The sequence below is a fragment of the Streptomyces sp. NPDC048506 genome (assembly GCF_040651315.1).
Classification (GTDB): Bacteria; Actinomycetota; Actinomycetes; order Streptomycetales; family Streptomycetaceae; genus Streptomyces.
The window spans coordinates 84,546-97,391 of the sequence record NZ_JBEZIX010000031.1; the positions used below are offsets into that span (position 1 = coordinate 84,546).

Genomic DNA, 12,846 nt, shown 5'->3' on the forward strand with positions numbered 1-12,846 from the left:
CGGCAGCGATCACGCGTAACGAGAAAAACTAGCAGCGGTAGTTACAGCGTGTCCGACGGTACGGCCCGCGGTGCCGCGCGGCAAGGGTCACCGCCGCGCGGCGAGGCGCCGCAGGGGCGGGTGGACGGGGCCGGCTCAGCGGCCGGAGCTCGCCGGGGCGGGCTCGCCGCCGCCCCGCCCGGCCCCCACCGCCGCACCGTCCCCGGTCGCGGCCTCGCCCTCCGCCCGCTCCGTGGAGTCCGCCGCCCGGCGCGGCAGCCGCAGCGCGATGCCCGCACCGACCAGCAGCAGCACGGCGCTGGCGACGAGCGTGATGTGCAGCCCGCGGACGAAGGAGTCGCGGGCGGCCTCGCGCAGCGCGGCCCGGGCGGCGTCGCCGAGCCCGGCGGCCACCTTGTAGGCCTCGCCCAGGGAGTGCGCGGCCGAGGCGGAGGCCTTCGCCGGGACCCCGGCGACATGGCTCAGGCCGGGGGCGTAGGCCGCGTTCATGACGCTGCCGAGCAGGGCGACGCCGATGCCGGCGCCGAGCTGGTAGGAGGTCTCACCGATGGCGGCGGCGCCACCGGACTGCTCGGCGGGGGCCTCGCTGAGCATCGATTCGTACGCCCCGAACAGCGTGGACTGGAAGCCGAAGCCGAGCAGCACGAAACCGCCGGCCAGCAGCCAGGGGCGGTCGTGGCTGCTCATCGCGGTCAGGCAGAGCACCGCGGCGGCGGTCAGCACGAAGCCCAGCGAGACCATCGCGCGGGGGCCGACGGCCTGGAGCATCTTCGAGCCGGTGAGGCCGGCGGCCATCGCCGCGAAGACCAGCGGCAGCATCCGCAGGCCGGTCTCCAGGGGGCTGAGTCCCAGCACGAGTTGGAGGTACTGGACGGCGATCAGCTGGAGGCCCACCAGGGCGAGCATGGCCAGCACGATGCAGCCGACGGAGGTGCCGAAGGCGGGGCGGGAGAACAGCCGCATGTCGATCAGCGGGTGCGCGCGCCGGTGCTGGCGGCGCACGAAGAGGATCAGCAGGAGGGTGCCGAGGACGATGGGGAGCAGAGTGGTGGGGCCGATCAACGCGGCGCCGCTGCCGATCCGCTTGACGCCGAGGACGATGCCCAGCACGCCGAGCGCCGCGATGACCGCGCCGACCACGTCCCAGGGACCGTTGCGCTCACCGCGCGACTCCGGCAGCAGCCACCTGCCTATCAGCAGCATCGCGGCCATCATCGGGATGTTGATCAGGAAGACCGAGCCCCACCAGAAGTTCTCGACCAGGAAGCCCCCGAGGACCGGGCCGACCGCGGCGCCGACCGCGGCCACCGCGCTCCACACGCCGATGGCGACCGCGCGCTCACGCCGGTCGGGGAAGACCTGCCGGAGGATCGACAGCGTCGCGGGCATGATCATCGCGCCACCGATGCCGAGCAGGGCACGGGCGACCATCAGGATCTGCGGGTTGGGCGCGAGGGCCGCGGCGGCCGAGGCCAGGCCGAAGAGTCCGTAGCCGAGGAGGAGGATGCGGCGGCGGCCGACGCGGTCGCCGAGGGTGCCGAAGAGGATCAGCAGGGAGGCCGCGATCAGCGGATAGACGTCGACGATCCAGAGCAGCTCCACCGGTCCCGGCCGCAGGTCCTCGGTGACCGAGGGCACGGCGACGTACAGGATCGTGGTGTCCAGCGCGACGAAGAGCAGGCTGACGCAGAGCACGATCAGCACGGTCCAGCGGTTCGCACCGCCGTCTGAAAGCCGGGGAACACCAGCCGTCCGTCCACTGCCGGACGTGGTCGTCCCGGACATGCAGCACCTCCAGTCATGCTCTCGCGGCCACGGATCAGGGCGCGAAAACGCCCCGGGGAAACCGGTGGCACGGGCGAGTTTGAGACGTCAGACTACGCGAGTCCCGAAGGGGCCCACGTGGCTCACCTCACGATGAGACGCTCATCGCAGCGCCGTGCGTTCCCCCACCCGCGGTCGTCCGACGTTCTTCGGCCACCTGGATAATCGTCCGGATGAACGATCTTGCCTCGGCCTCCGTTCCCGGCCGGACGCTGCGGAGCCGCTCCGCCGCAGGCGGAGCGCTGCGCCGTGCCACGCCGGCGCTGGCGGCGTACGCGGCGATCCGGCTGCTGGGCCTCGCGGTCCTCGCGGTCTGGTCGGCGGCCGACGGCAAGGACTGGCACACCCTGCTGACCGCCCGCTGGGACTCACTCTGGTACACCCGGGTCGCCGAGCAGGGATACGGCTACACGGTCCAGCTGCCCAACGGCGATGTGCACTCCAACCTGGCGTTCTTCCCGCTGCTGCCGTGGCTGGAGCGCGGCCTGTCGGCCCTCTCGCCGCTCTCCCCCGCCGACGCCGGGATGGCGGTCGCCTGGTCGGCGTCGCTGGCGGCGGCCTGGGCGCTGTACGCGACCGGTGAGCGGCTGTACGGGCCGCGGGCCGGGGTCGCGCTGGCGGCGCTGTGGGCCGCGCTGCCGGTCGGCGTCGTGCAGTCGATGGCGTACTCGGAGTCGCTGTTCACCGCGCTCGCGGCCTGGGGCGGGTACGCGGTCCTGACCCGGCGCTGGGTGGCGGCGGGGGTGCTGGCCTCGCTGGCCGGGCTGACCCGGCCGGTGGGCGTGGCGGTGGTCGCGGCGGTGTGGATCACCGCGGCGGTGACGCTGTGGCTGGCGCGGGCCGGCGGCGTACGGCTGCAGGCGGCGCTGCGGGCCCACCCCGGGATGCTGCCGGGCGTCCTGCTGGCACCGCTCGGCTGGTGCGGCTACTTCGTCTGGGTGGGGGTGCGGCAGGGCTCGTTCACCGGCTACCTCGACGTCCAGGGCGGCTGGGGCAACGGCTTCGACGGCGGTCTGGCGTTCGGCGCCTTCATCTGGCACCAGCTCTCGGGGCCCGGTGTCGCGGCCGGGATCGGACTGCTGGTCGGCGTCGGGTTGGTGATCTGGCTGTATTTGATCGGTGTTCGACAGGGGCAGCCGCTGCCGCTGGCGGTCTACGGCGGGGTGGTGCTGCTCCTCGCGCTCACCGCCAAGGGCTACTTCGGGTCCAAGCCGCGGCTGATGATGCCCGCCTATCCGCTGCTGCTGCCGCTGGCGGCGGGGCTCGCGCGGTGGCGGCCGGTGCGGTGCTGGCTGGTCGTCGGGCTGGTGGCGGCGGGCTCCGCGGTCTACGGCGCGTTCTGGCTGAACGGTTCCGGCCCACCGTGATCATCTTCCGGTCGAACCGAACGGATGATCCCCCTCCGTCACCCACGCCCCCGGGGAAACATCGAACGACGCCCGGGCAAATGACGGATAAACTCCTACAGGGAAAAGCAGATAAGGCGCTGAGCGTGACGACACGCGACCGCCGGGAAGGGTTTGAGAATCGCCAAGAATTCTCTTCCAAATCCCCATGCCGAAGCCCCGCTTGAGACGCATTCCACATCACATCGTCATTACAAAGCGCACAGTTTGACCAAGCGCCTACATCACACGCGGTAACGTCGATTGAGTGCGTACCGATGAGAAGCTCGACCAGATGGAGGAGCGCCCGACCGATCGCGCCCGGCCACCCCAGATGACCCGGACCCGCCAATGGCTGTTCGGCGGCACGCTGGCGGTGTACGCGGCGATCGTGGTCGGGGTGCTGACCACTTCATGGCTGGTCACCTTCGACTGGCAGGTCATGTTCTTCCGGCCCTACAAGCAGTGGCCGGAGATCCACGCGTTCCTCGACTACTTCGTGGTGCTCGGGCAGCGCGGCCCGACCGCGGTGGCGGTGGCGGCCTGGCTGGGCTGGCGCTGCTGGCGCCAGCGCAACCTCCACCCGCTGCTGGTGCTCGGCGCGTCGCTGCTGCTGCTGAACATCACCGTCGGCGCCGCCAAGCTCGGCATGAGCCGGCTCGGCCCGCACTACGCGACGACCGTCGGCTCCAACGAGATGTGGCTGGGCGGCGACATATTCCCCTCGGGCCACACCGCGAACGCCGTGGTCACCTGGGGCGTGCTGGCCTACCTGGCGACCACGTCGCTGCGCCGCCGCACGCTGTCGGTGATCGCCGCACTGGGCGCGCTGGGCGTCGGCATGACGACCGTCTACCTCGGTACGCACTGGGTCAGCGACGTGCTGCTCGGCTGGGCCGCGGGCCTGCTCGTGCTGCTCGCGATGCCGTGGCTGGAGCCCGGCGTCACCTGGGTGGAGGACCGCCTGATGGGCATCATCCTGCGGCTGTGGCTGCGACTGCGCCCCGATTCGCTGCGCGGCCCGCTGCCGGTCGGCCCGCTGGCCCCGGGGGTGTCCCGGCAGCGGATCGCCCCCGACGGCGAGGTGCTGGTGCGCGAGACGATCGCGGCGGGCACGGGCGGTCGTTCCACCACCCGTCCCCCGGACGGCTGGCCGCACCACCCGTCGCGCCCGTACACGATCCGTTCCGAGCGCACCCCGGTCACTCCGGCGGGCAGCCGGCGGCCGCCGCACGCGGACCGCGTGCCGCGCACCACGCCGCTGAGCCCGACCTCCGGGCGCGGTCGCAACGCGAGCGGCTGACCGCCCCACGGACCGCGGGGCCGGTACGCACAACCCCACCCCCGCAGCGAAGGCCCCGGCCGCTCCCCTCGAAGGAGCGGCCGGGGCCTTCGTCGTCCGTGCGGCGCGGTGCGCGGCCGGCGCGGTGGGCGGCGTGGTGCGCGGCTGATCAGCCCTGCCAGCTGCGGTGCACCGTGCCGTCCTGGACCTCGAAGTTGAGCCGGCCGGCTAGGTACTCCATGGTGATCAGCGCGCCCGGCGGGAGCGAGCGGACGGTGCTCCAGCCGCGCGCCCGGGCCTGCTCCTCGGCGTCCTGCCGGCCGAGGCCGACGTAACGCTCGACGTCGTCCTGGGGGTTGTGCGGAAGGTTCGGTACATCAGCCATGACAGCCACCGTAGGCGCCCCGATCGGCGCGCGGAAGGCCCGCCCGTCCCACACGTCGGTGTCTTTCCGGTCCGGCGATGGTCACACTTGTGTCACAGCGAACGTTCCTGCGTTTGCCGGAAGTTCCGTCACCCGTACGCGCCGGGTGATGGTGCAACCGGGTGGAAAATAAAACCACCGGAATTCCGCCTTGATCACTTGCGGAACGGAGCGTGGTCGCGACCGTCGGGAAGCCGAAGCCGCCGGATTCCAATCCCGGGGCCGCACGGGATTCTCCCCGCCCGACCGCCTTTATCGGCCGTCCGTAAATTGGCCAACGAGACACATTCCGCACACATTTCCCGCACATCACGCCGGCCCCGCGCCCGGCACCTTCCCGGCGCCGCCTCCCGCCGGCACGCGCGCCGGGCCTCCGGATCCCACCGGAACGGACCGGAGCGTCCACTCGCCCTGCGCTCCACGCCCGAGGATCATGCCGCCAGTACCCCTTCGAGCCGGTACCCCTTCGACCACGTACCCCTTCGACGAACGAGGCGCAGCGGATGGTTACGGACACCGACCGGGCGAGCGGCCGGCGCCCGCGGGCGTCGCGCCGCGGAGCGGTGCTCGCGGACTGGCTGACGACCACCGACCACAAGAAGATCGGGCACCTCTACCTGATCACCTCGTTCGGCTTCTTCCTGGTGGGCGGGCTGCTCGCGCTGGTGATGCGGGCCGAGTTGGCCCGCCCGGGGTTGCAGATCGTCACCGCCGAGCAGTACAACCAGGCGCTCACCATGCACGGCACGATCATGCTGCTGCTGTTCGCCACCCCCGCCTTCTCCGGCTTCGCGAACGAGATCATGCCGCTACAGATCGGTGCGCCCGACGTGGCCTTCCCGCGGCTGAACATGTTCTCGTACTGGCTCTACCTCTTCGGCGGGCTGATGGTGCTGGGCAGCTTCCTGACCCCGGAGGGCGGGGCGGGGTTCGGGTGGACCGCCTATGCGCCGCTGAACTCGGCGATCCGCTCCCCCGGCGCCGGGGTCGACCTGTGGATCATGGGCCTGGCGCTGTCCGGTTTCGGCACCATCCTCGCCTCGGTCAACTTCCTCGCCACGATCGCCGTGATGCGGGCGCCCGGCATGACGATGTTCCGGCTGTCGGTGTTCACCTGGAACACCCTCTTCACCTCGATCCTGGTGCTGATGGCCTTCCCTATCCTGGCGGCCACGCTGTTGGTTCTGGAGGCGGACCGGCAGTTCGGTGCGGTGGTGTTCGAGGCGAGGTTCGGCGGCGCGCTGCTGTGGCAGCACATGTTCTGGTTCTTCGGCCACCCCGAGGTCTACATCATCGCGCTGCCGTTCTTCGGCATCATCACGGAGATCATCCCGGTCTTCTCCCGCAAGCCGATCTTCGGTTACGTCATGCTGATCGGCGCGACGATGGCCATCACGGCGCTGTCGGTGATGGTCTGGGCGCACCACATGTTCGTGACCGGCGCGGTGCTGCTGCCGTTCTTCTCGCTGATGTCGTTCCTGATCGCGGCGCCGACCGGGGTGAAGTTCTTCAACTGGATCGGCACCATGTGGCACGGCTCGGTGTCCTTCGAGACGCCGATGCTGTGGTCGATCGGCTTTCTGGTGACGTTCCTCTTCGGCGGGCTGACCGGCGTCATCCTGGCCTCACCGCCGATGGACTTCCAGGTCACCGACTCGTACTTCGTCGTCGGACACTTCCACTACGTCGTCTTCGGCACGGTCACCTTCGCCACCTACGCCGGCTTCTACTTCTGGTGGCCGAAGTTCACCGGCAGGATGCTCGACGAGCGGCTGGGGAAGATCCACTTCTGGACGCTGTTCGTCGGCTTCCAGACCACCTTCCTCGTCCAGCACTGGCTGGGCGTGGGAGGCATGCCGCGCCGCTACGCCGACTACCTGGCCGCCGACGGCTTCACCACGCTCAACACCCTCTCCACCATCGGTGCGTTCCTCCTGGGCCTGTCCACCCTGCCGTTCCTCTACAACGTCTGGAAGACCATGCGGTACGGCGCCAGGGTCGCCCTGGACGACCCCTGGGGCTTCGGCCGCTCCCTGGAGTGGGCCACCTCGTCGCCGCCGCCCCGGCACAACTTCACGTCCCTGCCGAGGATCCGCTCCGAGTCCCCGGCATTCGATCTGCACCACCCGGAGATGGCGGGGATGTCGGCTCAGGAACCAGAGCCCGGGACAATCGGTCCCTGATCTCCCGTACCCGGTCCAGGAGTTCGGGCGGCTCGCGGACCTCGAAGTCGAAGCCGGTCAGCACGATGTGGAGGACCATCAGCTCCAGGCTGTGCGCCCCGGTGCGCAGCAGGCAGTGCTGCGCGTCGACCGCTTCGAGCACCCCCGCGGCCGGGCTGATGCGCTCGGCCGCCCGCTCCACCGGGGCGTGCAGCAACACCGTGGCCTGCTTGGCGTAGACGCGGGTGGAGATGCCCTGCGAGACGTAGGCGGCCAGGTCCTCGGCGGGCGGGGTGCGGGGCGTGAAGCGGGGGCCGTGCGGCGGGGTGGGGGTGATGCGGTCGGCGCGGTAGGTGCGCCAGTCCGCGCGCTCGGTGTCCCAGGCGACGAGGTACCAGCGGCGTTGGGCGCTGACCAGGCGGTGGGGCTCGACGGTGCGGCGGGAGACCGTGCCGTCGTGCGCGGTGTAGCGGAACCGCAGCTGCTGGGCGTCCCGGCAGGCGTGGGCGATCTCGGTGAGGACCTGCGGGTCCACCCGGGGGCCGCCGCCGGGGATCGGGACGGTGAAGGCGTTCAGCGCCCCGACCCGGCGCTGTAGGCGGTGCGGCAGCACCTGCTCCAGCTTCGCCAGCGCGCGGACCGAGGTCTCCTCGATGCCCTCGATACCGCCGGCCGCGGCGGTGCGCAGCCCGACGGCGACCGCCACCGCCTCCTCGTCGTCCAGCAGCAGCGGCGGGAGTTCGGCCCCGGCGCCCAGCCGGTAGCCGCCGGCCGTTCCGGGTGCGGAGTGGACCGGATAGCCCAGCTCGCGCAGCCGGTCGACGTCCCGGCGCACCGTGCGCGGGGTGACGTCGAGCCGGTCGGCGAGCTCCGCGCCGGACCACTCGCGGTGGGCCTGCAACAGCGAGAGCAGGCGCAGCAGACGTGCCGAGGTCTCCAACATGCCCCGAGTCTCGCAGCCCTTGCGGACAGCCACCGTCCTCGGTGGCGCGGCGCGGGGGGGGGCGATGCCCCGGCGACGTATCAGCCGCCGGCCGGTCCGGCGACCCGTATGGCCAGGTCGTTGTCGAGCGTGTAGTACGGGCCGATGCGGAGCGCCCCGGCGTCGGCCGGGACCGGCAGCGCCGGGTAGCTGAAGACCTGCTTCTTGTCCGCGACGTCGTCCAGGAGGCGGGCGATCCGGACCGGGCGGGCGCCCTCGGCGGGGCGCAGCCACAGGTCCCAGGGCTCGCTGCCGGCCTCCCAGTGGCCGGCCAGCTCCGCGTACGGCAGCGTGAAGGTGAACTCCGCGCCGTCGACGGTCAGCGGGGCGGTGACCGTGGCCGGTTCGGTGTCCGGTGCCCCCGGGGTGCGGCGCGCGCGGGCCTCGGCCTGGGCGCCGGCGGCCGGGACGGCACCGTAGAGCCGGCCGGAGACCGTCATTCCGTCGGGCGCCAGGAGGATGTCGCCGGCCTCCGCGTGCGGACCGCGCAGCCAGCTGCGCAGCGCGAGGTTGCCGAACTTGGTCGCGTACGGGATGCGGACGCCGAGGCGGCCGATGCCGGCCAGCGGCCGGCGGTCCACCAGCGACCGCAGGTCGTTGACCCCGGGCTGGAGGCGGCGTGGCTCCTCGCCGTCGCCGAGGTCGGCGTAGGCGTTCCAGCGGCCCTCGGCGAGCGCGACGGTGCTGGGCAGGACGGCGCGCAGCCGGCCGGCGCCGTTCGGGCCGAGGGGCAGCCGCACCTCGTCGTCCGGGCCGTCGCCGCCGCGCCGCCGCAGTACCAGTGCCGCGCTCCAGGCGACGGGGGTGCCCTGAGGGGCGGTCAGGTCGAAGGTGAGGCCGCCCGCGGAGTCCGCGATGCAGTCGGCCCGCAGTTCGCCCGGGGCCGTCGCCCCGCCCGCACGCTCCCGGGGCGCGGCCGGCCGCTCGCCGCCGTCCGGTCCGGCATCCGCCGCGGCCGTGGGTTCCTGCTCGATGGGGGCCGACTCCTTCATCTCGTCTCCGGTCACGGTCAGCCGGCTCGACGCGGTCATGCCGTCCGCACCCCTCTCAGTGCGGCGCGGGCCGCGTCCTTCGTGGCATAGGCACCGCCGAGCAACGCTCCGCGGGCACGATGCAGGCTGCCGCGCAGCCTGTTGGCCCGCCGGCTGGCGAGCAGTTCGCCGAAGAGCGTCTCGTAGCGCTCGGCGACCGGGGCCGGGTCGAAGCGGGCGGACGAGACCAGCGCGGCGTCACCCATCCGCTTGCGGGCGGCGTCGTCCTGGATCAGCGCGAGCAGCGCCCCGGCCAGCGCCGCCGGATCACCGACCGGTACCAGCCGGCCGTCCACGCCGTCCGTGATGATCTCGCCGGGGCCGTGCGGGCAGTCCGTGGCGACCACCGGCAGACCGCAGCGCATCGCCTCTACGATCGTCATCCCGAAGGCCTCCAGGCTGGAGGAGACCGCGGCGATCGAGCCCTTGGCCCACTCCGGCTCCAGGGGGTTGGCCGGGCCCATCAGGAAGACGTGGTTGTACAGGCCGAGTTCGTCGATCAGCGACCGCAGCCCGGCCTTCTCCGCACCGCCGCCGTAGATCCGCAGCCGCCAGTCCGGGCGCTCGGCGACGACCTGCGCAAAGGCCCGGACGAGGATGTCGTAGCGCTTGACGCGGGCCAGTCGGCCGGCGGCGACGACCCACTTGCCGCTGCCGTCGGCGGGCCGCAGGCCGGGCGCGGGCACGCTGTTGGGCACCGCCTCGATGCGTACGCCGGGCAGCCGGAGCGCCTGGCGGTAGGCGCGGGCGTCGGCCTCGGTGACGGTGGTGATCGCGTCCAGCCGCGGATAGGCGCTGCGCAGTGCCAGTTTGAGCGCCCGGCTGTGGGTGCCCAGGGTCAGGTGCTCCTGCCCGATCCGGACCGGTCCGCGGCGCGCCTGCTTGGCTATGTGCACGTTCAGCCCCGGCCGGGTGCCGACCACCACGTCCGCCTCGATCCGCCGCAGGTGCTGGGCGATCCGACGGTCGGTCAGCTCGCTGTACTGCCCGAAGCGGCCCTCGGCGGCGGGGAAGACCTTGGCGGGCCGGGCGTGCGCCGGGTCGGCACCGTCGTAGCGGGGGCTGGACTCCCTGAGGTCGACGAGGTGCCGCAGCCCTACCCGGGGGCCGAGGTCGAAGACCGGGGCGTCGCGGTGGCGCAGCACGGAGACGATCTCGACGTCGTGCCGCTCGGCGAGCGTACGCGCCAGGTTGAACGTCGTCCGGATCGTCCCCCCGATGCCGTACGCGTTGTGAATCACGAATGAGATGTGCATCCGCCCCTGCGTCCCCTGGTCTTCCGGTCGTCCTGCGGTCCCCGTGGACCGCGTCGCGCCCCTCCTGACCGCACGACGCGTCCAACCCACTGAACGGAGAGACCTCGGACGGGGGTTCCGGGTTGGGGTCTTTCGCCAAGATGTTCCGAAAGAGTTAGGCCATCGGTAGGCACGCGGGGGAACCTCGCCGCCCTGAATCGCGTCCCCCTCCGTCAGGCACCCTTCGGCACATCGCCCTTCGGCACATCGCCCTTCGGCACATCGCCCTTCGGCACCCCGCCGTTCGGCACCCCGCCACCGGGTACACCGCCGTTCGGCACCCCTCCACCAGGTACACCGCCGTTCGGCACCCCTCCACCGGGCGCGCTGCCCGCGGCGTTCGACACGCCGGCCGGAGTCCCGTCCGGCACCACCGCCGCATCCGTCCGGATCGGGTCGGTCACCGGCTGTTCCGTCTTCGTCTTCGGCACCGTCTTGGGCTCCGTCTTGGGCTCCGTCTTGGGCTCCGTCTTGGGCTCCGTCTTGGGCTCCGTCTTGGGCACCGTCTTGGGCTCCGTCTTGGGCACCGTCTTGGGCACCGTCTGGGACTCCGTGTTGGGCTCCGCCTTGGGCTTCATGTCGGGCATCGTCTTCGGCTTCGTGTCGGGCATCGTCTTGGGCTTCGTCCCCCGCGGAAGCGTCAGCCTGGTCCCGATCTGTAGCCGGCGCGGGTCGTCCCCGATGATCTCCCTGTTGGCCTTGTAGAGCGCGCGCCAGCCACCCTTCACCCGGTGTTCGACGGCGATGGAGCCGAGGGAGTCCCCCGGCCGCACGACGTAGGTCCGGTCGCCCTTCCGACCGCTGTACCCGTCGATGTGCGCATCGACGTCGTTGCCGCCGCCGAGCAGACCGAGGCGCTTGGCGCACACCGGCCAGGCGCCCCAGCCCTGGGCCGCCTGGACCCGCTTGGCGACCTCGATCTGCTCGTCGGACGTGGCGAGGTCGGCCCGCGGCGCGAACGCGAGGCCGCCGAACGCCTCCCAGGTGGGCTGCCAGAACTGCAACCCGCCGTAGTAGTCGTTGCCGCTGTTGGCGCCCCAGTCGCCGGCGCTCTCGCACTCGGCGAGACAGACCCATGGCCACCGGTCGTCGCCGCAGGCGTGCCGCTCCTTGCCGCCGCCCCCGCCGTCCCCGCCGTACGGCGCACCGGCCGCGACACCCCCGGGCAGCCACAGGATGAGGGCGGCGGTGGCCGCGGTGAGCCGCCCGACGGATCCCACGAAGCGCCGCCGGGGCGCCGAAGAGTTGTCCGACATAGCCGGTGACGGTAGGCAGCCGCCCGCCGTTGGCCAGCGCGCCGCGCCCTCCGCGCCCCGGTCCCACCCGGTCCGGTGTACGGAAAGCCGCCGACTGCGCCACGTTCTGCGTAGAAGTTGCCGGTACGTGATCGCTTTTCAGGCACCTTTCCGTAGTTTTCCACTGTGCGGGGATTGGTTCGATTCTGTTCCCGTCGCCGCGTGACTCCTGCCGCAGGTCGCCCGTTGTCCTTTTACGAGCCGGGAGACCGCCCGGCAGACGCACAGAGATCGAGGAGCCACCCGTGCCGCGCATGCTCGACGTCAGCGACGACGTTCGCGCCGAGATCGGCGACGAAGAAGCCGACCGCCTGCTGGCCGGTGGCGACGCCCCCGGCAGCTACGACTGCACCTCCTGCCGGACCCCCGGAGACAGCGAGCAGGAGCGCACCAGCACCGTGCTGTTCGTGGGCGAGGAGACCGCGGTGCTCGCGTTCGCCCATGCCACGTGCATCCCCTCGCAGGTCGTCCCGGTATCGGAAGAGCAGCTCCAGGGAGCCGTGCGCTCCATCACCGGAGAGGACGCCGCCCCCCGCACCCCCGGATCGGGGCCCGCGCCGGGCGCTGCCGCCCCCTCCACCGAACGCCAGGCCACGCTCGGGATCACCTGCGGTCTGGTGCTCGTCGAGGGCGATCTGCGCCCGGCCCTGGTGGTCGAGCCGGACGGCCCGATCGCCCGCCCCGGCTCGGCCGGCCTGGAGGACGAGTTCCTGCCGCTCCTCATGGAGCAGGGCTTCCAGCTGGTGGAGGACATGAACCAGCTGCCCGCCATGAACCAGGGCTGGTCCGCGCTGCTGGCCATGGGCAAGCTGCACGCCGTCCTCCAGCCGGGCACCGCCGGCAACCAGGCCGCCTGGTGGCAGGCCCACCAGCCGCTGGCCGTCTCCGACGGCTGGCGCGCCGCGGCCAACAAGGCGCAGACCGTCCTGATGTACGCCGCGCCCGCGGGCACCATCGGCCACCAGCCGCGCGAGGACCTGATGCGGCAGGCGCTGGAGGAGGCCGCCGCGCAGCGGGCCCTGGTCGCCGCGGCGATGCCGCTGGCCGGCACCTGACAGTCCACCGGCACCCGATCGCGGGGGCAGGACCGCCGATCCGGTCGGTCCCGCCCCCGCGATCAGCCATTTCCACAGAATGGCCGCATCCCACGGCGATCGGGGTCGTTG

Annotated in this window: 10 protein-coding genes and 1 pseudogene; 5 read left to right on the forward strand and 6 right to left on the reverse strand. The window is 72.2% G+C overall.

Annotation, left to right across the window (positions count from 1 at the left end; all coding sequences use genetic code 11):
* Positions 1-135 precede the first annotated feature (135 nt).
* Positions 136-1,785: an MFS transporter gene (locus tag AB0C96_RS24900; protein ID WP_362919942.1), complete on the reverse strand. Its 1,650-nt coding sequence runs from the start codon at positions 1,783-1,785 to the stop codon at positions 136-138.
* 212 nt (positions 1,786-1,997) lie between these two features.
* On the opposite strand from AB0C96_RS24900, the gene AB0C96_RS24905 reads away from it, so the two are divergent.
* Both AB0C96_RS24905 and AB0C96_RS24910 read left to right on the forward strand, forming a co-directional pair.
* Entirely contained in the window at positions 1,998-3,191 is a 1,194-nt protein-coding gene (locus AB0C96_RS24905) for a hypothetical protein (RefSeq protein ID WP_362919943.1), read from the forward strand.
* A gap of 286 nt (positions 3,192-3,477) precedes the next feature.
* Positions 3,478-4,512 (forward strand): phosphatase PAP2 family protein, encoded by a 1,035-nt coding sequence (locus AB0C96_RS24910; RefSeq protein WP_362919944.1) that lies wholly within the window; start codon positions 3,478-3,480, stop codon positions 4,510-4,512.
* 148 nt (positions 4,513-4,660) lie between these two features.
* On the opposite strand, the gene AB0C96_RS24915 is transcribed toward AB0C96_RS24910, so the two are convergent.
* Positions 4,661-4,876 (reverse strand): I78 family peptidase inhibitor, encoded by a 216-nt coding sequence (locus AB0C96_RS24915; RefSeq protein ID WP_362919945.1) that lies wholly within the window; start codon positions 4,874-4,876, stop codon positions 4,661-4,663.
* A gap of 542 nt (positions 4,877-5,418) precedes the next feature.
* Between AB0C96_RS24915 and ctaD the strand changes: the two genes are divergently transcribed.
* Positions 5,419-7,098: a cytochrome c oxidase subunit I gene (ctaD, locus tag AB0C96_RS24920; RefSeq protein ID WP_362919946.1), complete on the forward strand. Its 1,680-nt coding sequence runs from the start codon at positions 5,419-5,421 to the stop codon at positions 7,096-7,098.
* Here the strand turns inward: ctaD and AB0C96_RS24925 are convergent.
* From AB0C96_RS24925 to AB0C96_RS24935, 3 genes are all read right to left on the reverse strand, one after another.
* On the reverse strand, positions 6,989-8,020 hold the full coding sequence (locus AB0C96_RS24925; RefSeq protein WP_362919947.1) for a YafY family protein: 1,032 nt from the start codon (positions 8,018-8,020) through the stop codon (positions 6,989-6,991). The two genes, ctaD and AB0C96_RS24925, sit on opposite strands and share 110 nt — an antisense overlap.
* 80 nt (positions 8,021-8,100) lie before the next feature.
* Positions 8,101-9,090, reverse strand: coding sequence for a hypothetical protein (locus tag AB0C96_RS24930; RefSeq protein WP_362919948.1), 990 nt, complete (start codon positions 9,088-9,090; stop codon positions 8,101-8,103).
* Positions 9,087-10,346, reverse strand: coding sequence for a glycosyltransferase family 4 protein (locus AB0C96_RS24935; protein ID WP_362919949.1), 1,260 nt, complete (start codon positions 10,344-10,346; stop codon positions 9,087-9,089). The genes AB0C96_RS24930 and AB0C96_RS24935 overlap by 4 nt, the downstream gene beginning before the upstream one ends.
* A gap of 522 nt (positions 10,347-10,868) precedes the next feature.
* Here AB0C96_RS24935 and AB0C96_RS24940 point away from each other — a divergent pair.
* Positions 10,869-11,090, forward strand: a complete 222-nt coding sequence (locus tag AB0C96_RS24940) for a hypothetical protein (RefSeq protein ID WP_362919990.1) — start codon at positions 10,869-10,871, stop codon at positions 11,088-11,090.
* Here the strand turns inward: AB0C96_RS24940 and AB0C96_RS24945 are convergent.
* A pseudogene (locus AB0C96_RS24945) lies at positions 11,078-11,641 on the reverse strand (transglycosylase family protein); the annotation flags it as partial. The gene AB0C96_RS24940 and the pseudogene AB0C96_RS24945 sit on opposite strands and share 13 nt — an antisense overlap.
* Before the next feature lie 284 nt (positions 11,642-11,925).
* Between AB0C96_RS24945 and AB0C96_RS24950 the strand changes: the two are divergent.
* The gene (locus tag AB0C96_RS24950; protein ID WP_362919950.1) at positions 11,926-12,735 is read left to right on the forward strand and encodes a hypothetical protein; all 810 of its coding nucleotides are present in this window, start codon (positions 11,926-11,928) and stop codon (positions 12,733-12,735) included.
* Positions 12,736-12,846 lie beyond the last annotated feature (111 nt).